22 protein-coding genes are annotated in these 26325 nt (G+C 60.4%); 16 read left to right on the plus strand and 6 right to left on the minus strand.

Features of this window, described 5'->3' with window-relative positions:
• The first annotated feature begins 2006 nt into the window (after positions 1-2006).
• Positions 2007-2666 carry an AAA family ATPase gene (locus WS46_RS20735; protein ID WP_059534371.1) on the plus strand — a complete coding sequence of 220 codons (660 nt, stop codon included), beginning with the start codon at positions 2007-2009 and terminating at the stop codon, positions 2664-2666.
• Complete coding sequence (locus WS46_RS20740) at positions 2663-3694, plus strand: ParB/RepB/Spo0J family partition protein (RefSeq protein ID WP_059534373.1); 1032 nt, start codon at positions 2663-2665, stop codon at positions 3692-3694. Before WS46_RS20735 ends, WS46_RS20740 begins: the two co-directional genes overlap by 4 nt.
• 109 nt (positions 3695-3803) lie before the next feature.
• Here WS46_RS20740 and WS46_RS20745 read toward each other — a convergent pair whose 3' ends face one another.
• Positions 3804-4685, minus strand: a complete 882-nt coding sequence (locus WS46_RS20745) for a replication initiation protein (protein WP_059534516.1) — start codon at positions 4683-4685, stop codon at positions 3804-3806.
• A 2039-nt stretch (positions 4686-6724) separates the two neighbouring features.
• On the opposite strand from WS46_RS20745, the gene WS46_RS20750 reads away from it, so the two are divergent.
• Genes WS46_RS20750 through WS46_RS20815 form a run of 14 tightly spaced genes read left to right on the plus strand, consistent with a single transcriptional unit; the run spans position 6725 to position 21397 of the window.
• Complete coding sequence (locus WS46_RS20750) at positions 6725-7441, plus strand: type IV secretion system protein (RefSeq protein WP_059534517.1); 717 nt, start codon at positions 6725-6727, stop codon at positions 7439-7441.
• A complete protein-coding gene (locus WS46_RS20755; protein WP_059534519.1) occupies positions 7438-8313 on the plus strand; it encodes a TrbG/VirB9 family P-type conjugative transfer protein in 876 nt (291 codons plus the stop codon). Before WS46_RS20750 ends, WS46_RS20755 begins: the two co-directional genes overlap by 4 nt.
• Before the next feature lie 7 nt (positions 8314-8320).
• Positions 8321-9595, plus strand: a complete 1275-nt coding sequence (locus WS46_RS20760) for a TrbI/VirB10 family protein (RefSeq protein WP_059691591.1) — start codon at positions 8321-8323, stop codon at positions 9593-9595.
• Complete coding sequence (locus WS46_RS20765; protein WP_059534523.1) at positions 9592-10398, plus strand: transglycosylase SLT domain-containing protein; 807 nt, start codon at positions 9592-9594, stop codon at positions 10396-10398. Before WS46_RS20760 ends, WS46_RS20765 begins: the two co-directional genes overlap by 4 nt.
• On the plus strand, positions 10395-11660 hold the full coding sequence (locus tag WS46_RS20770; protein ID WP_059534525.1) for a hypothetical protein: 1266 nt from the start codon (positions 10395-10397) through the stop codon (positions 11658-11660). The genes WS46_RS20765 and WS46_RS20770 overlap by 4 nt, the downstream gene beginning before the upstream one ends.
• Entirely contained in the window at positions 11660-12082 is a 423-nt protein-coding gene (locus WS46_RS20775) for a lytic transglycosylase domain-containing protein (RefSeq protein ID WP_175981548.1), read from the plus strand. The genes WS46_RS20770 and WS46_RS20775 overlap by 1 nt, the downstream gene beginning before the upstream one ends.
• A gap of 2 nt (positions 12083-12084) precedes the next feature.
• Complete coding sequence (locus tag WS46_RS20780) at positions 12085-12630, plus strand: toxin co-regulated pilus biosynthesis Q family protein (protein WP_059691592.1); 546 nt, start codon at positions 12085-12087, stop codon at positions 12628-12630.
• Positions 12631-12635: 5 nt separating this feature from the next.
• Positions 12636-14240: a hypothetical protein gene (locus WS46_RS20785; RefSeq protein WP_059534531.1), complete on the plus strand. Its 1605-nt coding sequence runs from the start codon at positions 12636-12638 to the stop codon at positions 14238-14240.
• 5 nt (positions 14241-14245) lie between these two features.
• Positions 14246-15574, plus strand: a complete 1329-nt coding sequence (locus tag WS46_RS20790; RefSeq protein ID WP_059534765.1) for a hypothetical protein — start codon at positions 14246-14248, stop codon at positions 15572-15574.
• A gap of 34 nt (positions 15575-15608) precedes the next feature.
• Positions 15609-16139 (plus strand): hypothetical protein, encoded by a 531-nt coding sequence (locus WS46_RS20795; RefSeq protein WP_244139200.1) that lies wholly within the window; start codon positions 15609-15611, stop codon positions 16137-16139.
• Positions 16136-18448 (plus strand): ATPase, T2SS/T4P/T4SS family, encoded by a 2313-nt coding sequence (locus tag WS46_RS20800; RefSeq protein WP_059534535.1) that lies wholly within the window; start codon positions 16136-16138, stop codon positions 18446-18448. The genes WS46_RS20795 and WS46_RS20800 overlap by 4 nt, the downstream gene beginning before the upstream one ends.
• On the plus strand, positions 18445-19575 hold the full coding sequence (locus WS46_RS20805) for a hypothetical protein (RefSeq protein WP_059534537.1): 1131 nt from the start codon (positions 18445-18447) through the stop codon (positions 19573-19575). The genes WS46_RS20800 and WS46_RS20805 overlap by 4 nt, the downstream gene beginning before the upstream one ends.
• Before the next feature lie 13 nt (positions 19576-19588).
• Positions 19589-20185, plus strand: a complete 597-nt coding sequence (locus tag WS46_RS20810; RefSeq protein WP_059691593.1) for a type 4 pilus major pilin — start codon at positions 19589-19591, stop codon at positions 20183-20185.
• A gap of 9 nt (positions 20186-20194) precedes the next feature.
• Entirely contained in the window at positions 20195-21397 is a 1203-nt protein-coding gene (locus tag WS46_RS20815; protein WP_059691594.1) for a hypothetical protein, read from the plus strand.
• A 760-nt stretch (positions 21398-22157) separates the two neighbouring features.
• Here the strand turns inward: WS46_RS20815 and WS46_RS20820 are convergent.
• From WS46_RS20820 to WS46_RS20840, 5 genes are all read right to left on the minus strand, one after another.
• Positions 22158-23180 (minus strand): CAP domain-containing protein, encoded by a 1023-nt coding sequence (locus WS46_RS20820; RefSeq protein ID WP_059691595.1) that lies wholly within the window; start codon positions 23178-23180, stop codon positions 22158-22160.
• A gap of 224 nt (positions 23181-23404) precedes the next feature.
• Positions 23405-23770 (minus strand): hypothetical protein, encoded by a 366-nt coding sequence (locus tag WS46_RS20825; protein ID WP_059691596.1) that lies wholly within the window; start codon positions 23768-23770, stop codon positions 23405-23407.
• A gap of 7 nt (positions 23771-23777) precedes the next feature.
• Complete coding sequence (locus WS46_RS20830) at positions 23778-23975, minus strand: hypothetical protein (protein ID WP_059691597.1); 198 nt, start codon at positions 23973-23975, stop codon at positions 23778-23780.
• On the minus strand, positions 23965-25164 hold the full coding sequence (locus WS46_RS20835) for a FlhC family transcriptional regulator (protein WP_059534549.1): 1200 nt from the start codon (positions 25162-25164) through the stop codon (positions 23965-23967). The genes WS46_RS20830 and WS46_RS20835 overlap by 11 nt, the downstream gene beginning before the upstream one ends.
• A gap of 52 nt (positions 25165-25216) precedes the next feature.
• Positions 25217-26325 (minus strand): hypothetical protein (locus WS46_RS20840; RefSeq protein ID WP_257130022.1); only part of this gene is annotated, 1109 nt, incomplete at its 5' end.

A 26325-nucleotide genomic window follows, 5' to 3' on the forward strand; every position in this document is an offset into this window, starting at 1 on the left:
GACGCCGGATAGATTGGTGCAAAGCCACCACACATCAACGTCAGCGTTGCAAAAACGGGGGTGACCATAGATTAACCATCATGTCAATGAGCCGGTGTTGTCCGTAAAAATTCGCACTCAAGCCTTAATGGCCCCAATTCGGTGTGCGGCACTTTCCTCAGAGCAATTTTGAGAATTCCGGTAGCCCCCTATCCGTTGCGGTGCATCTTGTGCTTCAGGGTCGAACGGACTTCCACGCAAGCGCTGCGCGACAACCGTCTTGCACCGAGAACGCTCAAGAGCGGCCGAGTGGCGATCATGCGCCGATCTGACCCGCAACGCCCGAAAGGGATCCATGAACGCAAAACTACAAAACACGTATCAAACAATACATTTTCATGATGAATGAGCTATTCGACGAAATTGCAGCGTGTGACGGAAACGTTCGCGTTCGGAGACGCGCCACATCGTGAAACATCACGATGAATCACCGCTTAGATCAGCGGAAAGCCCTGTCGGACGGCCTTCGCACGGGAGTGCCGGTTGTTGGAAGATTGTTTCACGACATTGACCATATCTTCGCGCTTTCACCCCGGTTTCGATGACCACTTTCGGTTTTCTGAGATTCGTGACTTCGGCTTCGCGTTACTCTGGAGCGAAGGTCACAAGGATTTCCCGGTAGGCGATGGGGGTCGACAAGGCAGCCCCATTGATGCGACCCTATTTATTAAGCATTCACCGCTTGCCACCGCGGTCGAATTGCCGTTGGGATCGCGAAATCAACGATTTCGTGCCGCCTTCGACCCGAGTGCAGCGCGCTGTCTCGGGTCGCGAGTCTGAGCCTAGCTTGGCTTGATCGGCGTGGCTGTCGACCCGCATTCAATAGAACCGTTCATCACGAACGACTTCAGACTGAGTCGTCAGCCCAATACGCGTATCGCTGGACGCTCTACCCGGCCAACCGGCTTGGGAATTGATGCAGTGCAGCGAGTTCTTGGCCAAGCATCACTCCAGACGGCGTCCATCTACATCAGGACCGAGCAACAGTGCATGATAGAAGAGGCATCGTGATATTTCGGCAGATGATCGCCCGCTTCTTCTGACGAACAGACATGCATCCACCCGCCAGCATGGTGGGCGCTCTGTCATTTCGGACCGCGCCCAGTCCGTACGAATCCCTAGATAAAGCCTGACCTTGAGAGAAGTCCCTGTCGAAGTCAAACATAATCTGGCAGTTTGGGACGAGTGCAACCCAAAAGTCCTAGATTATCTGGGACTTAACGCAGCCGGTTCTATCCGCTCTGCATTTCCGCAGTCACGCAGCCAGTCGTGTTCAAGACGCACACTCAGTATATAAGGCGGCCCCCTGGCCGAGGGACCCATCATCTCAATCTAGCGCAGAAACCAATCGATCCTCTTGGACTATTCAATTCGCGAGACTCCGCGGTGCCATCGTTTCAAGCGGGATGCGAGCTCCCTGTTTCAACGTAGAAACTATCCGGCCCCGGCCTTCGAGCGAAGCCCCCAAACGAGCGAACCTGAATGCCCCCAGCGCATCCAGACCGTTGCACGCGCGATGTAGCGCTCCGCCACGTCAGTTTCTACGTAGAAACTGCCCGCCCAACAGACGACGCGGCCGCTGTTGATACGAAGATGAAAAATGCATGCTCTGGAGATCGAAAAAAAATTGACGTGGCAGCTCGTAGGCAATCCCACACCCATCATCGTCTTTATGTGACACGACTGTTCGCCAAAATTCGATTGATGCCGCGAGGCTTTGTCGTGACCTAAGCTTTCCCGTCTTCGTCAGCGCGACTAATTTCCACGTAGAAACTCACGGGACGGCTGAGAAGAATTTCCATAGTGCATGGCTTGTTTGCATCCTAGGGTAATAAATTTCATCTCCGAATCAGTCGTTTTTCTTGATGTTTTACGCAAGTCATCCTAAGATTGGCCGCAGTCGACCGGGGGCAGTTTCTACGTAGAAACTGCCCCCGGTCCAAGCTTCGTTTCGACAAGGAGAAAACATGGCGGCGAAAATTATCGCAGTCTTCAATCAGAAAGGGGGGTCGGGGAAGACGACGACATCCACCAATATCGCAGGTGCATTTGGGGTGCGAGGCTATCGAACACTGCTCGTGGACTTGGACGAGCAGGGCACCGCGACGCTCTCTGTCGGTGCAGCCCCGGATGATCGGCCGTATCCCGCTGCTATTTCGAACCTCGCACTTAGCCCGCGCCCCGATCGTGAGATTGAAAAATATGTCAATGATTACGACTTTATTGTCATTGATTGTCCGCCGGCCATCAAATCCGCGGCCCCCTCTGTAGCCCTGCTCATCTCCGATCTGGGACTTATTCCGATTGCCGCATCGGGCGGCAACTTGTGGGCCGTTCAAGAGGCCAAAAAGTTGGGAATGGAAGCGCAGATACGAAACCCCGATCTCAAACTTCGATCATTTGCGAACATGAATCAAAACGTGACGATCGTGAAGCAAATCTTCGAGGCAGCAGCAGGCGACGACGAACTCCCGATGCTCAAAACCAAGCTCGGTTTTCGCACCGCGTACAAGGAAGCTGAGGTGTCCGGCGCAACGGTCCTTCAACTTCGATCTGCGAAGGCAGCTCATAAAGAACTGAATGATCTTGTCGACGAAATTCTCGAAGTCCTCGAGGTGCGAGCATGACGAAGAAGGATTTTTCTGCTGCGCTTAACGCCGGCGTGAAGCGTGACCAGACGATGCGAGAAGCGTCCGCGCCTTCAAGGTTCGACCGTGTCGATGAAGCACTGAGTGGGCGGAGCAGTCTGTTGGCGCCCGCCAAGGAAACTGTTGTCTCGCCCACGCCGTCCGATGCAGAAGCATATTTGGCAAACCTAGAGCAATCGGGGAAAGTGCGGTCGCGGTACATAACGATGCCGATTAGCCATATCGACGACAATCCGCTCAACAGTCGAACTATCTATAAGGAAGAGTTGATCGCCGCGCGCGCAGCCTCAATGGCGCGAGATGGCCAACTAGTCCCCGTACTCGCCGGGCGTCATCCGGACTTCGCGGATCGAGCAATCCTGATCGACGGTCAGTTCCGAAAGCTTGGGGCACTCCGCAATCGCGCCGAGACACTGGATGTCAAACTGCTTGAAGGCCTAGATCCCATCGATTTCTATCGCCTTGCTCGCGCGGCAAACAACGAGCGTGAGCAGGAAACCGTCCTGGATGTTGCACTCGGGTACAAGAAGCTTCTCGATCAGGGACACGCAAAGTCCAACGACGAGTTGGCGGTTCTCGTGGAAGAGGGAAAATCCAAGGTCAGCAAGATTCTCTCGCTGCTGGAGTTGCCGCAGTCAGTCCTTGATGTAATCGCTGCGCAGCCGAAACAATTTGGCCTTTCGACGAGCTATGAACTTACCCTGTACCTAAAGGCCACGGATGACAAGCGCACCTTGGCATTCGCAGAACGAATTCGTGATGAGGAACTTCCTTTTCAGAAGGTGAAGGCCATCCGTGAGAGCCTCGAGAATGGCCGTGCGCCACGGAAGTCGCTTTCGCGACAGTACAAGGTGTCAACTGACGACGGCGCTGAGATTGGTGCTATCAAAGAGTGGGGCGATGGGAAAGTCCGCGTCGACCTCGTCCTTGGATCGGCAGAAAAAGCTGAGGCCTACGTCGTAGCATTCAAGAAACTCCTCGCAGACGATGGACACCAACTGAAGTAGGGGCTCAATACTCCGAATCCCGCCGCCCAGGACATAGCACTTGGACGGCATTCGCTCTGCGATGGACTCCCAACAACGTCGCTTGAGCGATCCAGTGAACCCTTGCAATTCAGCCCGCGGCAGTCGTCGCGCCACTCGCTTCCGCAAAGGCCACGTCGCCGTCCAACGCCAGCCGGCTCTGCGGATTCTGGATAAACTGGAAATCGAGCGAATTCACGGCGCGACCGAGCTTCACCGGCGTCCAGGAAATGACGAGATCTGCCTTCGCGTTTAGTTCGTTCACTGCAGTCTCAATTACTCGACGCTTGATGTCTGCAAAGCGGTATGTTGCCGGGATCTCAAGCACATGCCGGAAGTCTTCCAGAGTGATCAGGAGCCGTCCACGGTCGCGCTCTCGCATCAGCAGTTCAAGCAGGCGCCAAGAATAGAGCGACTGCAGCCCCCGTGCAAACTCAAGTTGATACGAAACAAACCGCCTTTGCAACATGAAGATATGTGGTGTCAGATCGGGGGAAAATGAAACCTCGGCCCATCCTTCGCGCTCGTGATATACCGCTTTCCATACCCAGTTCAGGACGACCTTCTTCGGGCCATCCATATAGGTCAACTGTCGCTTCTGAAGGCTGGCACATCCCTCCTTCAGTCCCTCGTACGCAGCCGTCGCTTGCTTCTCGCCAGACCTAGGAGCAAGCGCAGCAAGGGCAGCAAACTCGTCCGCTCGAACACGTACGCTCACGTAACCGTTACCCTTGCTATGCAAATACGGTGATTTCTTGCTATCTATACATCGGAGCGCGGCCATCATCACCCGCTTCTCGTTGAGAGTCAGCCCTTGTTGAGCATTCACCAGAGCGCGGCTCATGGCAACAGTGCCCCTTACTCGGCCATCCCCGTCCAGAGGCGGCTCGTCCGACGGCTCGATCTGGAGCGGTTCGATCTCAACAATCTCGACTTGGGCAGGCTCGAGCCGATTCTTTGCCTTTTTGTTCACAAAAGTGACCTTCAGCGGGAGGTGTCGCAATTATAAGGTGACATCTGCAGGGTGCAAGTCACCGTTGTGGATAACGGTCGAAATTTGTCACTCCTGGCCCGCTCTGTGTCCACTTAGGGTCGGATTGTGTCACATCAAGGTCGGTATACGTCACAGTTGTTTCACTGTGACCGGCCGGAGACCCTTAACCAGCAAGCCTCTCCGGCCGGTGACAAAGCGTTTACAAAAGGTTTTACAAACGGTTCTATAAACTGTCTTACAAAGAGAACCGATAGAAAGTTCCTCTGATGCAACCAAACCACCCCAAAACCCTTCGCGGCTTGCCGCCACGATGGCTGAAAAGTGACATTTTTCGACCCGGACCGTCCGTATAACCTTAGGTAACGTCTAACCGGATGGCAAAAAGGAGGCGCACGAACCCCAAAAGGTGACGCTTTCCGACCTCAATGCCCGAAAGACACTAAGTACTCACTCACTTTTCATCGAATCTACTTGGGATGACGTGACCGCCTACGCGCCTGGGTCGGGAAATGTCACCTTTGCTCCAAGCAAGGGCAAGCACAATGTGGGAACCAGATTTGCCGCGCGTCAGACGCACGTTATAGGTCGGAATATGTCACCGGCGCATTGGTACTTGGGTCGGAATTTGTCACCGTTAGATCCGCGATATAGGTCGGAATTTGTCACCATCAGGCCCGCGATATGGGTCGGAATCCGTGACCATTTTCATAGCACGTTAGGTCGGAAAACGTCACTTTCCACGCGACGGGACCTGGGTCGGAATTTGTCACTGTTCAGGACCTTTGAGTGGGTCGGGATTTGTCACATTTTGGGAGCCACAAGCAGGTCGGAATTTGTCATAGATAAACATCCCACTCGGGTCGGAAAACGTCACCGTCAGAATGAGTCCTGGGATCAACTACGTCCGTCCACCCAGAGTGGCTACATCGAGGTCGGAAAATGTCACCTATACGGCGGCTGGGTCGGAATCTGTCACCCATAGGGCGAACGCAAGAATACGCGTTGTGAACTGAACCACCGCCAACTGAACCTACGTGCTCAGCTGGAACGTCCAAGCAATGCCGGAAGGAGTGCGTTGACTAGATCTTCCAACATAGAAAGGTGAGGAATCACACGTTGTATCTGCGGCGAGTCGATCCGAATGTGTCGACCGCTTGCCCCTGGCGACAACCTTAGTGCGAGCCCACCATCGGCTTGAGCAACGCCAGTACATAGGATCAATTTTACGGTTGGCGAAGTGGTCCCCCTCGGCACCGTTAATGCTCTTCGTACGACAATATCGCTGCCGAGCTCGCGGATCAATTTCGTAGCGATTTCCGCTGCGCGAAACGAGACATGATCCGTGCCGCCAAACGACTCTATTATTTCGGGCGGAAGCCGAGATGCTTGAATCGATCGTGTGACGCTAGCCTTCGATACATTGAGGTCTATGGCCAGTTGTGCCTGACTGGGCCAAAGCTTGCGATCAAGCTGCTCACGATAAAAACGGCCCAACACTACCGGGGGCGAATCGACCCGACGAAGATCGACATGTTGTTCAATTGCGGTCAAGCGGTCTCGATGGATGTCGGCTTTCTCAATGGATGGACTCTTGCACGAATTGGAACAGGTCATAGAAGTGGATGATCGTTAGCCACTGATTGTTGTCATTTCTGAAAAATGCCGCGCAACCGGTTGAGGGGGGGCGCCGGTATGCCTCGAATAACGATCACTCCCAAATCATTGTTTTTTCGAAACATATCGGAGTAATGTCACTCGCGTGACGACCGTCGTACTGCGTGCAACGCGTGCAACGATCGACTCCCTGATTCTATCGTTCTAGACGCAATCGCAAGACCGGAAAGCTCGCCCATTTCGGGCAGCTTTCTCCTTAACCCGCTGCAACCGGTTGAGTGCTCGCGGTTGTTGCTTGTGCTCATTTCCTTGTCGCGAAAAGGTCCCTGAAATGACGGCTCTTTTCCCACGTGCCGTTGTCACCTCGGCTGTTCCAATTGATCCGTCCCAATTGGAACTCCGTGATGCGATTCCCCCGACTCTTTCCCCGTAACAAGAAGCAGGTCGCCCTGTCTCCGGCGCCCGGCCACTACTCGAACAACGATCCCGAAACGATCGTCTTCGATCAGGGGACGCGTCTGCGCGTTGAAGCCAATCATTGGAAGACCTTCTGCTTCATCCTCGCGATCATCGCGGGCGGTGCCGTCTATACACGTCAGCCGCCGCCGTCCGTCGTCCGGTCGTATGGCGTCTCGTCGGACGCCGGTGGCAATCCGTTGGTCAAGCAGCTGGCTGCATATAACCCGGACGACCAGGCGAAGCGCACGGCGATCAAACAGGACGTCGAGCATTGGTTCACGATCGAGCCGGTTCTTACCGACGATATCCGTACGTCGCGTCTCGCCAAGAACATCAACGCGGTTAAGGCCAAGATGGTCGGCAACGCGAAGAACCAGTTCGCGGCGTGGATCAGCGACGACAAGCCGTTCGACCAGATCACCACTAACCCGAAGCTGGTGCGTGAGACGAAAGTCACGAACGTGTCCTTGCTCGAGGACTCGACGGTCGTCGTCGAATTCACGACCTCGACGCGGCAATCGCCCGCAGACAAACCTGTCGACATCCGATTCGCGTTGACGATGCGCTACCAGATCATCCCCCCGACTGCGGAAGACGTGCTGGGCACAAATCCGTACGGCCTCTACTACCCGTTCTTCACTCTGCAAAAAACCGGCGCATGAAACGAACACGTTCCCTCCTGATCTGGGGCGCGCTCGCGTTGATCGCAGCGTCGGCCAATGCTTTCGCCACGAAGAACACCGCGAATACGATCGCCCCGATCCCGAATTTCGACGTCGGCAGCATCATCGGTGACGCGATGAGCCCGGTGAACCCGTACAACTCCGGCGCCGACCCGATCACGATGCCTGGCGATGCGCGCATGGTCGTGTTTTCGTACAGCCGCGACAAGATCTTCCGGGTCATGACTGCGCCGTTGAAGCTCACGACGATCGAGCTCGAGCGCGGAGAGACCGTGATCAGCGAGCCCGCGATGGGCGACTCGGTGCAGTGGGTGCTCGACACCGATGGCGCAAATCACGTCTACGTGAAGCCGACCAAGCCGGGCCTCGTCAACACGTTGCACCTGAGTACGAACAAGCGCGAGTACGAGCTCACGCTTGTCTCGTCGCCGTTGGGCGGCCTGTTTTACCAGAACGTGCGTTTCAACTACCCGAACTCGCTGATGGCGAAGGTACGCGCGCGCGGTAACGCTACGGGCGACAACCAGGACGCTGACCACGGCTCTAAATCGGATTCCGGGCCGATTGGCGTGTCGCCTGACAAGCTGAACTTCGAGTACACGGTGTCCGGTACGAGTTCACTCAAACCCGAGATGGTCTTCGACGATGGCACGTTCATCTGGATTCGGATGCCACCGCGCACGCCGTTTGCCGTGCCGACGATCAAGGACGGCGGCGACATCGTCAGCCCGAACTTTATTCGCCGTGGGCCATACATCGTCATCCAGCGACTGGCCGACGAGGTGAAGCTCACGCGACCGGGCGAGGAAGTGACGATCACACGTGGCCGTCGCGGTCTGTTCGGGTTCTGAGGACGGTATGGCGAAACAGACCGATCCGACCAGCCCGGAAGAGAAAGCCTTGTTCAAGGGCAAGGTGCCGCGCAACGTCATGATTGCCATCGGCGCGATCGCGGCCCTTGCTATCGGCGCGCTGGGTTTCTACACGCAGACGCTCGAAGCCAACAAGGCCGAGGCCGAAGCGCTGAAGGCCAAACGCGAACGAGCGGCCGAAGCGGTCGACAAGAGCAACGCAAACAAGGCCGACGTCGACAAGATCATCGAAGGGCAGCAGGCTGAAGCCCGTCGCCGGGCAGCGGAAGCGGCTGCCGCAGCGAGCGCTGCGGCAGCTGCAAACGCGAAGAAGCCGACGCTGTCGGCTGATGCCGTGATGCCGAGCGCTGGCACGGCGCAGTTAAAAGCTGCGAACGACGAAGACACTATTTACGTGTCGCCGATCTTCCGTCCGGGCGTGAAGGTGAAGGACGCCCAACCGCAGCAGCCGCAACTGCCGAACGGCGTGATCTCGCCGCAGCAAATGCTGCTCCAGCAGGCGGCCGCTCAGGACGCTGCGATGAAAGAAGCGATGGCACAGGCGGCTGTGGCTACGCGCGGTGGTCAGGCCGCAGGCCCGTTGACGACTCAGCAGCGTGACAACGCGTTCATGCGCGACGTTGCGCAGTTGAACGAGGGCGACAAGGATTTCGCGCGAACCGGCTTTGTCGGGCAGTCGCACGGCTGCACGCTGTCGCCGCCCGCGAAGATTCCCGTTCTCTCGAATGAAGCACTCGACTCGGATCGCCCCGGCACCGCGTCGCTGATCGTCGAGAGCGACGTGTACGCGAACAACGGCGACGGCCGCTGCATGGTTATTCCGTGGGGCACCACGATCGTCGCACCGTATAGCTCGGACATTCAGCCGGGGCAGGAGTCGATTCTCGTGGCCGGTGCAGAAATGCGTCTACCGAATGGCAAGCACGTGCCGCTGTACGGCGCGCAGGGTGCGGACGGTAATGGCGCAGCCGGCTTCAGCGGTCACGTGAACAATCACTTCCTGAAGATCTACTCGACTTCGTTCCTGACTGCCATCCTGGTCCGTGCCTTTAGCAGCGGCGACCAGACCACGACTTCCGGCCCGCTTGGTGTCACCCAAGTAGGGAGCACGGCGGGTCAGATCGCGGCACAAACGGCCCAGTCGGTGCTCAACCGTTACCAGAACATCCCGCCGACGATCACGTCGGCACCGGGCGAGCGGCATTTCATGATGAAGATCAATCGCGACATGGTGCTCGAACCGTATCGGGGGCCGCGATGATCAAGCGCATGGCATGCGCGGCGGCGATGGCGTTGGCAAGCAGCTATGCCCAGTCGGCCGTGATCGCGCAGGTGATCAGCCCGGTGAGCGTCGTCATTCAAGACGGGGCGACGCGTCGTGTCGCGATGCTACCGGGCAAGCCGGTCTATTACTGCGGTCTCGACGCTTTTATCGATTGGGCTTCGCCGCTGATCGACCAGACCGTGCGCAGCTCGCGTGAATCCAGCATCACGGTATCGATCGATGGCCGCGACGTTGCGCTGGACGATCTGTTCATCGACCGTGGCTGGCTACAGCCGCCCGTCCTGGATGATGGTGCACAGGCGGCGCTTGCCGAACGCCGCGGCGGATGGGCGTGCGCGCGCGCGGTTGTTCCGTTCGAATTGCTGCACACCAACGTCGATCCGAAGATTCTTGCCGGCATCGCACTGAACGAGTCGAACTACCGCGGTCGTGCGTGGCCCTGGACGCTCAACGTCGCCGGCCAGGGCTACTTCTTCAAGTCGCGACAGGAAGCCTATAAGGCGATCGAGTCGTTGCTCGCGCGCGATCGCTGCGATTTCGACGTCGGCCTGATGCAGGTGAACTGGTGCTACCACGGCAAACGCTTTTCGTCGGCGTGGGACGCGCTCGCACCCTCCACAAACGTCGCGGTCGCCGAGGCGATCCTCACTGAGAACTTCGCACGCACCGACTCGGTTGCGAAGGCTGTCGCGTACTACCACAGCGCGAACCCCAATCCCGGGCGCGCGTACCTCGCACGGTTCGCCCAACACCTTTCCATGATCGAGGCAGGCCTGTGAAGCACACGATCAAGTTTCTGGCGTGCGCCGCGTCGGCGATCGTGTGCGCAGCCGCGTCGGCGGCAAACACCGATCCTTTCGATTTCGACTACGACATCCTCGGCGGTATTTCCGAACGGCCGGCGCTTATCTTCAACGATGGCGAAAAGACCTACATCCAGCCGCGTGCCGGCCAGGTCATCGTTGCCGACGGCGGCCACACCGAAGGCCCGTATGTGGTTGTCGAGGGCACACCGTCATCGATCACATACAAGGTCGGCGCACATTCGGCCACGGCACGCTGGAAGAAGGCGAACACGTTCATTGGCGGCTCCGGTGCGCTGGCCGCGATGAAGGACGACCAACCGGCCGGATTCGATGGCTTCACCAACCGCTTGGTGATGATCGGCGCACGTCCGGCACTCGAACCTGTCCGTGCACTTCGCGCGTCGATGACAGTCGGCGGCTTCGTCAAGGCGCTCGTCCCACAAGGCTGGACCGGATCGGCTCAGAAGGACGTCGACCTGACGACGCTCGAGCAGTTCGGCACGCGCGACGGCGAAAACTGGATGCAGGCGCTCGATCGTTTGATGACGCAAACCGGGCTGTACGCGGACGTCGATTTCACCGCGCGCCACGTGCGCTTGCATCGAGACGCGCCGAAATCCGCTGCGTTGAACTACGCGTCGTCGAGCCGCGATGCCGACGAGGCGGGGTTGAACCGAGTGGTTGCACGGGTCGCGGCTGAAGCGCCGCCGGTATCGATCTTGGCTGAACGCTTCGGCGCGCAGGCAATCCGGGACGGCGACGACACGCACATGCAGATTCGCTTCACGTCGAAGCCCGCCAAGACCGTCACATTCAAGACGCCTGACGGGAAGGTGCTGCGTACGAGCTGGGACGACGCGAAGAACGTACTGACGATCGACCGGGCAGAGCGGTTCGTGGTTGCTGACAAGACGAACCGCGTGGAGGTAATGCGAGACGCGAAGACGGTCTACGACTTCGATCAGCCGAACCCGGCAAAGCTCGACGCCGTGTTCGATCGGGAGGGCCGGACGTATTTCAAGTTTGCGGACTCGGTCGTTCGGGTGAGTGTGACGGATGCGCGGAACCTGGGCATCGGCGAACAGAAGGGTCGCTACTTCATGTTTGAAGGCACCTCCGGCCTGTTCACGGTGATGGCCGACGGCAACACGATCCACGTCAAGCGCCGCAAGGAAGTGGTCTACCGCGAAGTGCCGGACGCCACGCTGCAGGCGAGCGGAGGGCCGACGTCGTGATGCGTATCACGCCTATCGTCGCCGCCGTGCTGGCATTCACTGCGCTGCCGAGTCGTGCAGATTGCCTTGACGACGCGGCGGCCTTCCATCGCGTGAATCCGCGGCTGCTGCGCGTGATCGCGCAGCACGAGTCTGGGATGCGCCCGAACGCCGTGAACAGGAACACGAACGGCAGCGAGGACATCGGCCTCATGCAGATCAACACGTCGTGGCTACCCACGTTGGCGCGCTACGGCATCCGTCGTGAGCATCTCTTCAACGGCTGCGTCAGCGCCTACGTCGGTGCGTGGATCCTCGCGTCGAACGTGCGCCGCTTCGGACCGAACTGGAAGGCGGTCGGCGCCTACAACGCGGTGACGCCGTCCAAGCAGCTCGTCTACGCCAGCGCGATCTATCGCCGCTTTATGCAACAGGGCCGGTAACCATGCAGAAGACACATTCGAATCAGGCGCGGGTTCGCGCACTCGTTGCGGCGGGGCTGGCCGTGTTGCATCTCGCGGCACACGCTGCGGCCGATCCCACTGCGAAATCCATCGACGCCGACGGCTGGCAGGTGCTTGCGTCGGCGCCGAAGGCGCAGCCGACGGCTGCAGAGAGCCCGAAGCCGGGGCAACTGCTACCGGCGCCGGCGAGCACGACAGCGGCCCCGTCCACCGACGTCGCTGCTGTCGTGTTGCCGGGCGCGGGTGCGCCAGCCGCGACCGGCACGCTGACCTTCTCGGTGACGCCGGCCGACGTGAATCTGCGCGACGCGCTCGACCGCTGGCTGCAGCAGCAAGGCTGGCAGCTCGCCTGGAAGATCGATGACGACCTCCCGCTGGAGTTCAACGCCTCCTTTACCGGCGATTTCACGTCGGTGCTGCAGCAGGTGATGAAGGCGACGAACCACATGCGCACGCCGACGCGCGCGTGCCGCCACACGAACAACGTCATCCGCGTGATCGCACGCGCGGGCAATTGCCAGGATTGAGAACCATGCGTGTTCACCTTTTGAAATCCGTCGTCGCGATCGCAGGCGCGCTGATGGCCGCAGGCTGCGCCGTCACGCAGCAGGACGTCAACGACAGTTACGACGCTGCGCACCGCGCGATCTCCGACGCGCTTGGTAAGGGGCCGGCGCCGATGGCGCTCGTCGAGGACGTGCCCACCGCGTTCCTCGGCGATCGGCTGGTGCCGCTCGCGTACGAGGCGACGCTGCCTGCCGTGTTCCGCGACAAGACGGTCACGCTGCCAGCGAACCTCGGCATCAAGCAGATCGCCACGCTCATTTCGACGGCGACCGGCTATCCGGTGCACCTGAGCCCGGACGTATTTGTGCCGCGCGACTCGCTGGTGCCCGGCCAAACGGAGTCGAAAGGGCAGAACAACGCCGCGCGAACCGAAGAGCCGGTCTACCGGCAGGCGTTCTCCGGCAAGACCGGCATGTACATGCGGAACATGACGACCGACCTGGGGCTCGACTGGTCGTTCGACGGCAGCACGATCAACGTGAATCGGTTCGTCACCCGCATGTACCAGATCGCCGCGATCCCGGGCAAGGTGTCGATCAAGTCGACGATGAGCAAGGGGATGGACACGTCGACGGGCAATCAGTCCGGCAGCGGCGGTGGCGGTAGCTCCGGTGGCAACACCGGTTCGTTCTCCGCCCAGACGTCGACCGGCCGCGAAGGCGATTTCGACCAAATCGCGGCGATCACGGCGGAAATCGACAAGCTGAAATCGCCGATGGGCCGGGTGAGCGTGAACCCGCAAAGCCGGCTGGTGATGGTGTACGACACCAAGGAAGCCGCGGACAACATCGGCAAGCTGCTCAAGCACGAGAATGCGATCTCCACGCGTCAGGTGGCGATTACGGTCCGGACACTCCAAATTGCGTTGAACAAGGGCAGTCAGGCCGGCATGAATGCCGACGTCGTGTTCAATGCGATGCACGCTGGCTTCGCGCGCTACGCGATCAGCTTCACGTCGCCCACGTCGCTTGCGACGGGCGGTGGCGCGGTAGGCGTGTCGGTGCTGCGCCCGGACGCGCCGTTCTCCGGCACGAACGCGGTTGTGAACGCGCTGAACCAGTACGGCCGCACGGTGCAGGACAACACGATGACCAAGATGACCCTCAACGGGTTGCCGGTCTCGATCGCGTCGTTCAAGAGCGATGACTACCTCCGGTCGACGACGTCGTCGTCGGGCTCGCTGACGGCATCCTCTGGCGGTGTGCCGGGACTGACGCCGGGCACCATCACGACCGGCGACTTCGTAAATGTGCTGCCGGCTGTCAATGATCATAACCAGATCGTGCTCGCGTACTGGGCGGACAGCTCGAAGCTCAACGGGCCGTTCACAAGCGCAGGAGCTGGCTCTGGCCAAACGCAGCAACAGATCCAGCTGGCGCATACGGTTGGCACGAAGGATGACCAGACGATCGCGCTGTCGGACGGCCAGACGGTCGTGCTGTATGGCGCGATCACGGATCAGGCTGACAGCACGACGAATACCGGAATTGCCGGCCTCACCGGAAGCTGGAACAAGTCGAAGACGTTCCAGGTGATCATGCTGAAGGCGACGGTCGTTCCGTCGATGTGATGGCCATGATGCACATCACGGAACCTCTGCCGACCGACAAGCGCGCACGCCTGGTGTTCGGCATCGACTGGCGGGCCTACCCGGTGAAGGGGAGCAGTGCCGAGCGCCGCCGCTATACCGACGTGTTCAACGCGACCCACTTCGTCGAGTTCAAGGTCGGGACCGAGCTGATCGGCGGGTTCGCCGAGCCGGACATGTCGGAAATCAAAGGCGCACGCCTGTATTCGGGCGCGGCTCGCGTCGCGTTGCATGAGCGGATCAAGAATCGGGCCGCCGCCCTCGTGCTCTTGCAGGACGGTTTGCGCGTCTACATGGTTTTCGTGGTGCGCGGCGCGGTCCGTAGCGATGAGGTGCTGACGCCCGAGATGGCGCAGTCGCGTCGTCTTGAGATTGAGCAAGAGTGCCTGAAGAGCAACCTTTCGCTCGATACGCTCGGTACGGGTGACCGGATCGGGGACGTCGACGAGCCGTTTCAAGCGAGCGAGCTGCTCGCGAACCGGAAGGTCGGGCTCCTCCGCCGACCGCCCATTTCGTTGCCGACCGCCATCCCGGTGCTCGTCACCGTGGTGGGCGCATTCTTCGGCGTGCCCAAGGTGGTGGACATGCTGTCGCCACCGCCGCCGCCTCCGCGGGCACCTACCTTCGCTGAACAGTACGCGGTTGCTGTTCGCGACGTGTTCGCACGTATGCAGCCGCGAGCGTCCGAGCTGGCGCCGGCGTTGCTTGCTGCCATCGGTGGCAAGGAAACGGTGATCAAGGGTTGGCTGTTCCAGGAGGCGAACTGTCCATCGTCGGGGTTCTGCACGATGACGTTCCGCCGGAACGGGGGGACCTTCGAGGGGTTCGAGCAGGCCGCGACAGCGGACATGCGTCCACTGAGTTTCGCGCGTGACGGGCGCACGCTGACCTCGCGCGGACCCGCCATTCCAAAAGCAGCTTCCCTGATGGAGAGCGAATCGAAAAGCTGGCCGGCCGAGCAAGCCTTCATCGACATGCTGCAGACGCCGCCGCAGCGGATGTCGGTCCAACCCCTCGACCTTCGTGCCTACGGCTACGTCGTCAACCTCGGCGAAGCGCGGCCTCTCATTGCGACGCCGGGCGCGGGCGAGGGGGCGCATGGCGGCCGCCTGCTCAAACAGGGCGACTGGACGATCGAAGGGTTCCGCTGGCAGTCGCCGCTGCTCGCGAAGCTGCCGCCCAACATGGCGCTCGAATCCTTGAAGGTCGAGCTGCGCCTCAATGAGGGCGCACCAGCAACCACCAACAAGGAAACGGGTGATTCGCCGTATGGCGTCCACTTCACCGTGAAGGGCAAATACTATGTCTTTAATTAAGCACGCACTCATCGCGGCGGGCGTCGGTATCGCCGTGTCCGCGCATGCCGATCCCGTCGGCGCCAAGCTTTCGATCGACGACATCGATCAACTGGCCCGCGCGAGCGTCATCCGAAGCTTGGGCGGGGGCGCGACCGGCCCCGGTATGTTGCCGCCTGGCGCCATGTCGCAGCCGCAGCCGGGCATCGCCGCGAGCGGCGTCGCGGCCGAGACGCCGCCGAAGCCGGTCGAGAAGCCGCTTCGTATGCCGCGCGCGCATGCCGAACCTGTTGCTTTCCTCGGCGCGTTCAACGACGAGACCGGTGCACACGTCCTGTATTCCTTCCGCGACGCGATCTACCCGGCGCGAGTTGGCGCGACGCTGCTCAACGGTTGGAGCGTCAAGAGCGTAGACGGCTATGCGGTGACGGTGGCCGAAGGCAAGCGCACATGGAAGGAGCCGATTCGCGGCGCCGCGCCAATACAGTCGCCGGCGACGAACGCGATCCGTTCGCTCGTGGATCTGGGTTCGCCGTTGCCTACCGGTGCGCCGCTGCCGGGTATTCCGCTCGGAGGTGCGCAATGAGCCTCTTCGCGGAAATGGAGCCGCTGGAACCGGCGAAGCGCGGTCTGCTCGGCAGGCTCAAGGCGTTTACGGCGGGCTTTACCGATAGCTCGTCGTCGTCGATGCCGATCGTTGGTCGGGAGCCGATCGACGGTGGCGATGCCGTGGTGGCGGCCGAACCGAATGGTGTGCGGGAGCCGCGCTTCAAGTCGTCGAGCAAGCCGGTGAACCCTCGGCAAGCGAGCCAGGGTCAGCCGATGACGATGGGCATGATGCTGCGTCGCGCGCAGGAAGAAATTGAGGATGTTGCAGTCATCGACGAGGTAATCGGTTCGCATCGCGGCGACGACAAAGACGTCTCGCTGTCTCGCGGCTCCGCAAATATGGAAGCGGACGGCCCACGCATGGCTGCTGACTCCGACACGGGCGGCTCGACTGTCGAAGTGCGGGCGGATACGGTGTCTTCACCGCAACCCGAAGGGGGCACGAGCGCCGAGCGGGCGGCTGACCCAGTGCATGCGTCAGCGCGCGTGACGGAGTCGACCGAACCACCCGCTGCGGGCGCTGCGCAGGAAGGTGAAACCACTTCGCGCCGGCCGGCCGATTACGACGAACCTCCGACGGCGCGACGGATCGGAATGGATGTGACCGAGGCACCGGATGTTTCGATCGAGACGGGGCGACCGCGGCTGGTGCATGCCGAATCACTGACCTTCAAGCGCGTGTTGTGCCAACGCGAGGAAAACGCGGCGCTTGCCGTGACCGAATCGGCGCGTCGCGAATTCATCGCCGTCGAGCTGCAGGCGGGTATCTCGATCGTGGTGTCGACGCAGCGATTCCACGAAAGCCAGTTGTACGCGGCCTATCTGAAGGATCTCGCGCGCGCGGACATTTCCGTGCATGAAGAGATGGTCGCGGACGAGGACGTCATTGCTGCGCTCTACGGCAAGGAGAAGCAGCGCGCGTCGACAACCGTACCGGAGTCGTCCCGCGCTATCGGGGCGTTCCGTGACGTAATCGAAGCAGCAAAAGCGTACGGGGCCGGCGACGTGCACTGGGAGTATCGGGAGTTTGCCGACGACGTCGAGCTGCGTTTGCGTGTCGACGGCGACCTGTACTCGTACCGAAAAATGCCGAAGGCGCTCGTGCGCCGCGCGCTGTCGGCGGCTTATCAGGACCTCGTCCAACGCAACACGAACTCGGGCGAAACGTTCCAGCCCACGGCTCCGCAGTCCGCGATGATCCCGCTCGTAGCGCATATGGATCTCGTCAATATCCGGTGGCAGAGCGCTCCCCTTGTTGGTGGGTTCGATGTCGCGCTGCGTTTGCTCGATGGCAACTTCAAGCACGTGAAGGTGCTGCTCCCGCACGAGATGGGACTGGAGGCGAGCCAGCTGGAGATCCTCGAGAGTCTCGGCAAGGTGACGGGCGGCGCTACGTTCCTGACGGGGGAAACGGGATCTGCGAAGACTACCCTCCTGCGCGCGATGTCGTACCTCGTGCCGAATCGCGATCGCATCAAACAGTTCGCGGTCAACGAGCCGTCCGAGGTACCGGCGCCGTGGCTTTCCGATATTTCGATTCAGCGCCGGCCGGGCGAGACCGAAGACGATGCGAACCGCAAGATCGTCGAGGTGATCCGCACGCTGATGCGAATGGACCCCGACGACCTCACGATCGGCGAGGTGCGCGACTCGGTGTTGGCCGGCCTGGTTGCAGAGCTCTCGCTGACCGGCCACCCGGTCCGCGCGACGCTGCACGGCAACAGCATTCTCGGTGCGGTGATGCGACTGGTCGGTGGCCGACTGAAGCTGCCGATGGATGAAGTGGCGTCCGGCAGCTTTCTGAACGCGGTCGGCAACCAGAAGCTGATCCCGATTCTTTGCCCACATTGCAAGCGGCCGGCGCGCGACGTGCTGTCGCCGGAACAGATCGCGACGCTGGAGCGCAAGTTCGGCCTGGACGCGTCAACCATGGCCTGCCGGGACGAGGACGGGTGCGAGCATTGCCGCCGCCCGGGTCTGTTCACGCGTGCGGGCAAGGTAGCCGCCGGCATCAAGGGGCAGACGCTGGCGATGGAGCTGTATCGACCGACACCCGATTTTCTCGAGCGCGTGTCCGCGCGCGATTGGCGGGGCGCTGAGCAAGTGTGGCGCAGCAGCCGGAAGACCGACTTCGCCGATGCCGACATGACGGGCAAGACCGTCTACGAGCACGCGCTGTACAAGGCGTCGCGTGGGCTCATCGATCCGCGGTTCATCGACGAGTCGATGTGCGCGTTTGACGCATACCGCGTGGCGCCGGATTCTGATGGGGTGATTCCGTCGTGATCAAGTCGCTCGTCTACTCGGTTTTCATGATGTTCCCGGCGAAGGAGCGACTGCGCGTCGCGACCTGGCGGTTCCGCGCGATGCGCGAAATGTTCTATCGCGAAACGCGTCTCGATGTTGCCAAGAAGGGTTTGCGCAACAGTGAAACGCTGCTCGAGCGACTGACGACACTCGAGACTCGGAATCGCTCGCGCAAGAACCTTTCATGGCCCGTGTTCCAGAAGATCGCGCAACGGATGCGCGCCGGCGACGATTTCGCGACCGCGATCAAGTCGTTCATCCCCAACGACGAATTTGTACTGCTTGAACTGGCAGGCCAATCGCCGCGCGACGATGCTGCGATTCGCGGTCTCGAACTCGCGGAAATGGCGGCGCACGCAAAAGGTGTGCTGTCCGCGACGACATCGATGCAGATGGCCTATCCCGCCTTCCTGATTGTCTATCTCTACGCGTTCTGCGTGCTGTTCGGCTCGGAAATCCTGCCGGCGACGCTGGACGTGCTGCCGCTCGAAAAGTGGTCCGCGTTCGGGAGGTTCATCTACGCCTTTGATACGTTCTGCGCCGAATACTGGTGGCTGACAAGCTCTGTCGTCGCGGGGTTAGTTCTCGGCTATTTCCAAACGCTGAAGCGTTGGACGGGTGAACTTAGAAACCGAGTCGATGCGATGCCGCTCATGTGGCGCAATCGACGCGATCTTCGGGCCGCCTTGTTGATCGTTTCATTGGCCGGCCTATTCGACTCTGGGCTGACGCTGCGCGCCGCGCTGGACAAGCTCACGAGGTCGGCGGACCCGTGGATGCGTTGGCATCTCCGGCAGATGAGTGCACGACTGACGGCGAATCCCGACAAGTCGATGCATGCGCTCGACACCGGGATCTTCTCGGAAATGACGATCGACATCCTGACCGATGCGGCCGCGCGAGACCAGTTCGTCGAGTCGATCAAGGATCTTGGTCAGAACTCTCTCGCGCGTGTAGTCGAAGCCGTGCGCCGCAACGCGAAGGTTACCCACTACCTGCTCCTCGGCGGGGCAGTTCTGATGTTCATCGTTTTCGGGGTGGGATCATACTTTGCGACGGGCGCTGTCGCATTCGACGGGTCCTCTATTTCTGCCAATCAAAACTAACTGGAGTCATCGCATGAAACCGATCAAGAAGCCACTGGCGACAAAGCGCCGATACTTCGTCGGAAAAAGTCGTCGCAAGCAAAAAGGGGAGCTGTCGCTGGTTGAGGCCGCGGGCGTAATGGCTGCAGGGGCGCTTATCGCACTTCTTGTTTATATGGGGCGACCATACGTTATGGATCGCATCCATGCATCGGAATTCAAGAGCGAGGCTCAGTACTTCCGGAGTGGTATTCAGGATGCGACTGCGGGTGAAATCGACTACTCAGGTGTATCGATGCTGTCGCTCACGCAGGGCTTGGCATTTAACACGGCGGGCCGCCGTCTTAACAAAACGACCGGAACGCTGACGGGAATCTTCGGGGGTTCCGTCACGGCGGCACCCGCTACGGTGACCGCGACGAACGACGCGGTTGCGCTGACCTATCCGGTTCCGACATCGGTCTGCACGCTTTCGGCCGAAGCGGTTTCGCGGACTTATACGCAAGTCAAAGTGAACAACACGACGATTAAGGGACCGTCGACGGACTTCAGTTCGGGAACTGCGACAACAGCATGCGCGTCGGCAGGTGCGATGGCGAGCATCGTCATGTACGCGACCAAGGATAACTAAGGATCTTCGATGCTCAGCATTGTAGAAGCCGTGATCGTGCTGGTCGCTGCTGCGCTAATGACGGTCCAAGGCATCCAGCGCGACGTCGAGAAGCGCCGGCACGACGTGCTGAGCCTCGAAGGGCAGAATCTGGCGGTCATTAATGCCGCGTTGTCGAACTGGGTGACGGACAAGTACGGCACGTTGGTGGGGCAGATGGTCGGGGGAAAGTCCACGCCCGTCACACCACCGACGTTCGCCGAACTGCGCGCCGGCGAATATCTGAAGGTGGACTACGCGGCCGGGCCGTTCTGGGGCGGGACGTACATGATCCAGATGAGCGTCGGCCCGGACGACTGTGCGACCGGAACGGCGTCGTGCAAGGTGAGCTACGTCTTCTATCCATCGAAACCGGTGACCAGGCTCGGTCAACCCGACGTCGCCGGCGCGGGTATCGTCGCGCAGGCAGCCGGAACCGGTTTTGGGTTTTCGACAACCCAGAATCCGGCGACGGTCAACGGGTTGAATGGCGCGTGGAAAGCGACGAATCCGGTTCCTGGCGCGCCGGCCGCTGTTGTGATGGCGACGAACGGGCCATTGTCGGACGGCAACTCGGTGTTCATCCGGCGGGACGGTTCTCTGAAGTGGACCGGGAGCCAAGATGTCAACGGCGTTGACCTTCACAACGTCGGCAACATCGACGCCACAGGGACGATTGCAGCGCCTACGCTCGCAGCGTCAAACGTTGCGGTCAGCAACGCGGTGCGGTCGCCCGGCACGCTGGCTGTTCAGACAGCAGATGGTTCCGCACCGGCGCCGATTTCAACCGGCGATAGCACTGTGAACGGCCAGCTGCAAGTGACGCAGACGATCACACCGGGGGCGATCGCAACGCCGCGCGCTTCGTGCCCGGTAAACGGCGCGATGGCACAAAACAGCGACGGGCGCGGACAGGTGTTGTCCTGTCAGGACCACGTTTGGTTGCCAATCGGCGGTCCGGCGCTCCGACACGGGTACTTCATGGTCCAGAACGGATGGGGGGTTCCGGCGCCCAACTGCGCGACCGGAGGCACGCCACAGATCGTCTTCAGTCCGGTGAGCTTCTACGTGAATCCGACTGCGACCGTGAATGTTTCAGCCTCGGGCAGCGGCCCGTGGACCGTGTTCATTACTGACGGCAACGGTAACGGGATCAGCGGCACCGCCATCGTCGAAACCTATTGTTCGTATTGAGGGAGAGGTGAGTGAGAAGCTGGATGAGGTGGGTAGTGGCAGCGATGCTGTCGGTCGCTGCTGGCAGCGCATTTGCGGACGGATCCTGCCAGCCGGGTTTCGGTCTTCGTTCGTACCCGTTCTACGACCGGACTGGTGCGTACATCGGCATGCGGCAGGCATGCGCGCCGATCCCGTGTACACCGGGCTATCAGGATTCAACGTGCGCCGTGCCGTTGCGTAACGGGGCAATTCCGCAACCCCAGTGTCAATCTGGCGCCGGCTGGACGACGGTGTCAGCCTCCGTTTGGCAAGGATCGCGTTGGTCGGAGCCGCAATGCAACTATGCGGCTCCCCCGGGCTGTCCTCCCGGATACGATACAGTCGCAGGTCCGGCCTGGACCGGCTCGAATTGGACTCAACCGACATGCACGCCGCACGTTACGCCGTCCCCTCCTCAAACGACAAAGGACTGGGCGACGATTTGCAACGATGCGTCCCGGACCTATTCGGGCGGCAGGTTCAAGGTCACGTTTCAGGCGGGAGATTTCAACCAATACCAGTTTGGGACTGGCGTGGTGACAATGGTGGCCGCCAACTGGGGTAGCGGGCCGTACTACGTAAATGGTGACTACCAAGGGACGGATTACCAATTTTATTGTGCCGTCCGAATAGACAACGGGACGATCTACCAATTCTACGCAACCCCGATTTCCGGATATCAAGGCGGATAAAAAAAGCGCCTATCTTGGGCGCTTTTGTGCTCTGTCGGCTTGAATAATCAGCCGACGACGTTACCAGTCGTAAAGCTAAAGTTCCGTGAGAACGCGGTGCCGTTCGCCGTCCCGTTGATCGTTACGCTATACGTAGTGTTCGGCTGTAACTGCGAAGTCGGATAGGCAACGGCCTGATACTTACCGAGCAACTTGTTCGGATCAGTGTCGGAATTGAGGACCTGTACCGAGACTGCTCCCGAAGGTCCAGTAATTGAGGCCGATTGCAACACGATCACATCGGTGAGATTGCCCATCACGGTGACGGGGGTGCCCCAACCTGCAGTGGAGACGTTCGGAGGAGCAGGAATTTCTCCGACTTCACGATAGGGAACTCCCGTCACGCCATCGCAGGGAAAGGTTTTCGGACCATTTGAAAGCGGCATCGCGGCCGCACCGTACATGCTGATCGACTGCCACGATTCCGTGTAAGTGTAGGAGCCGGATGCGACTTGGGTTTCGAATTCGCCGAGCCCAACATTGTCCACAGGGAACGTGGCTACGACCGCGTGGTACGCGCCCCCGAGGAGCGAGTACACAAACTGTTGACCCGCGAGCGTAGCGTTGAAATTGGTGGTGAAGACAGCATTGCCGGCTCCGCTTGCGCCGATGCCAATGGTCCCGGTGGGAAACCCGGCAGCGACCGCTCGGTCCGAATAGGAGGCCCCGGTGTAACCTTGATTCCCGGAGTTTTCGGTATCCATGACAGCGCCATTGAGGCCGATGTACTTCGCATGGTTCTGCGCCGCTTGGTCCAGAACGGTATTCTGCTTGAGGGCAGGGAATCCGCATTGGGTACGGTATTGGTTCAGCAGGTTCATCGCTGCGAGCTGAGCGCTGCCGGCCGGGTATTGAGTGCTATCGACCGTGCCCGGGACCGTCGTCGACGGGGTGCCAGGGTTGGACGGGTTGTTGCCGTTCGATCCCGTGTTCGTGCTGCCACTATCGCCACCTCCGCCACCGCAGGCTGCGAGCGCGACCAGCGATGCCGCTGCGAGTGCGGAAAGGCTGATGGTCGTGAGCTTCTTCATTGCTTGGAGTCCTCGTCTTGTTGTTGGGCGCGCACCCTGCGAACCCTTAATTTCATCCTACCGACCCGGCGGCGAAGTCAAGTTCGCGCGGCCGGCGGCCCATTTTTTGAAATGGCTTGGGCGAGCCAAAAACCGCCAATTCTAGATTACGGTTCGATTTCGTCAGACTTAATGGTGAATCGGCAAAAAAATCCCGCCATCGGGCGGGGGGCAAGGTCTGAAGGTCATCTGGATTTGCGTCGCTTCCAGTGGAACACGCGCAGCCCGATGAAGGCCACGCCCAGCAATACGGTCGATTTGTACGGAATGGCCGAAGACACGGCGGGGACGGCTGCCGCACCGACGTACATGCAGGTGAGGGCGACCAGCACCTTGCCGAACCACGGCCTGGCCAGCATGCCAAGCACCGGCGGCGGCTGACTGCCCACCCACTCGGGATAGGCTTCGTTTACCTGCTCGAGCTCGAACGACTCCGCCCTTGTCTCGCGTTGCGCCAGATAGAACCGTTCGTATCGCTCGAATCGGCCGTCGCCGCGGCCGTCGAGCCACGCGGCGTTGCTTTCTGCGACCAGGTAGGCGAGGTCGTCCATGTGCCCTCTAGTGAACGTAGGCTGCTGCCCACGGCAGCGCGGCTCGGACGTCGACGATGACCCGGCCGTCTGCCTCGGAGTAGTACTGCTCGGTCTCGGCGTCATACCAAGCGAACTGCGGTCGGCGATCGCCGTTAATCACAATCAGGCTCGCCGGTAGTTCCGGAAGGGCATGCAGTGCCACGCGTTCGTCGTTAGTCGCCATTGCGCAACCTCGCCTTCGTGCTCCGCCGCTTCGCGCCAAGCTGCCCGGTGCAGGCCGGGCAGTCGAAGCTATGGTGCATCTCAATCTTGGTATCGTTGTTGCTGACGATGTATTCCGTACGGCAGGTCCGGCACGGTGCGATCGTGAGCCGGTTGTCGGCGGCCATCGCCCGCGTCAGGTTGCAGCCGCGGTCGACGGAGATCGCGTGCTGCCCGCCGAAGATCTGCTGGTAGACGTCGTTGGTTGCGATCAGCGCTTGCGGTGCGTTGGCGCCGGATGCGAGCGCAGCGCGGTACAGCCAGGTGAAGATCGTGCCGTGCAGGCGATTGGTCGGCGTCTCGACAAACCAGTTGAGCGAGTTCGGCGTGTTGCCGCATGGTGAGCTGGTGCCGTGCATCTCGACATACCGTTGGCGCATCGCGTTTTGATTCAGGCGAAACAGGCTGGCGGCCGTCGACGCGCGGCAACCATATGCCATCAGGGCATGTGCGTACGTCTCGTTCTTCTCGCGCGGCAAGCGCAGTTCGCTCCAGCCGGCCTTGCCGGGCGCGCTGTTCATCCTGATCGGCGACGTCGCCATGATCTGGTGCGCCACCATCTCGTCGGTCAGATCGCTGGCGGTGAACTGATACCAGAACGTCGGCGTGTTGAAGCGCCAGCGAAACAGCGGCAATCCGTTCATTCGACCGAGTGCGATACGCAGCTTGTAGGTCGGCACGGACGCGAGGTAGGCGACCACTTCGGTCGTCACCCCGAGAAGCGGAGCGGCCAGTACGCTGAGGTGAATGACGCTCGTGACCAGGTCGAGGAAGACGCGGTTGTGCTGTTCGACCGAGAACTTCGCGAGCGCGTCCAGCGGCGGAAGCTTGCGAATCAGCTGGTCGACCGCGACGGTTGTGGGTGTGTCGTCGACGAAGCAGCGCCAGTCCTCAACCGACTCGAGGGTCGGCGCGACCATCAGGAACGGCGTGCGCAGGAGGTTGCGCAGCGACTCCTCGTTATGTTTGACGTGGTCGATCTCTTTGCGCTCGACGGCGAGGATATCGTTGAAATCCCCATTCATTTCGAGCAGCCACTTCATCTGATCGACGAGGTCGAAGTTTGTTACCTGGATGCGTTCGGCCAACCAGTTGGGTACGTACAGTCGCTCGATCGAACGGTAGGTCTCGCGCGAGTTTTTCTTGTCCATTTTTCTGAGTCTCTCTTCTACTGCACAACAATAAAGCGTGGCCCGTGCAAAATCAGGCGCGTGCGGCCGCCGTCACCTCACCGTGGAACTTGCCGATCAGGTCACTGAACGCCTGGAACAGCGGTTTGAAGCGGGCAGGGTTTCCGTCGGCTGTCGCGAGCAACTGCGCGCTGTGATAGTCCTGCACGAATGAGCTGAAGGTATCGATCAGGCCGCGGATCTTCTTTTCGAGCACCTCGCTCGCTTCGATCGCTGCGCGCTGCTCCTTCGCACGTGCCTCGAGGTCAGACAATTCCGCCTTGGCTTGTTGAAGCTGAAGGTCGATGGCCTCGTGTTCGGCGAGCTTGTCCTTAACTGCTTCTTGGAGGCTCGTGTAGGACTCGGGCAGGGTCGGCACCGGCACTTCAGTCTTCACCGGGTTCGCCTTGAGCCTGACGATATCGGCGGTGAGCTGCTCGACCTCGCGCTCTTTGTTGGCGAGCGTCTGTTGTAGCGTGCTGACCTGTTTGCCGGTCGACGCGAGGGAAACCTGCGTCTCTTGGGCCCTCGCTTTCTCGCGCGATTGCTCCTGCCGAACGTTGCTGAGTTCGGCCGACAGGCGGTCGATCTCTTTCTGAGCGTCGTCCAGCCGGCCGATGGTGGCATGCAGCTGCGAAGTTGCCTCCTCGATGCTGTTGTCCTTTCCGGCGATCTGGTCTTCCAGCGTCGCGATGAGCTGTTTGACTTCGCTCTTCGTGAGCGTCGGGTCATCACGCTTCGCTTCGATGACCTTCTCGATGATGTCGTCGCCAATGTGGTTGTGCACCAGCAGAGACATATCGCTGTACGTCAACATCTCGACCGCGCCGATGTTGCTCGAGAACTTGTTGTAGACACGGATGTACAGGCTGACCGACGACTTCGACTTCTGGAAAACCTTGGTGAGGAAGGAGTAGACGAGCTCGGCGGCTCGGTTCCTGACCTTCTGGTTGTCGCCTTGGGTACTGACGAAATGGCCGATGACGGATGCATGGATGTGGGCAAAATTGCCCCCGATCCGCATGTGCTCCTGCAGGATCTTGCGAGTGGAGTGGGCGACTTCCTCGTAAGCGTGTCCCCAGCACCGTCTCGACGATGTGAAAGGAAGTTGCCAGAGTAGTCCCCACCAAAGTAGTGGGGACC

The sequence above is a fragment of the Burkholderia sp. RF4-BP95 genome (genome assembly GCF_001521985.1).
Classification (GTDB): domain Bacteria; phylum Pseudomonadota; class Gammaproteobacteria; order Burkholderiales; family Burkholderiaceae; genus Burkholderia; species Burkholderia diffusa.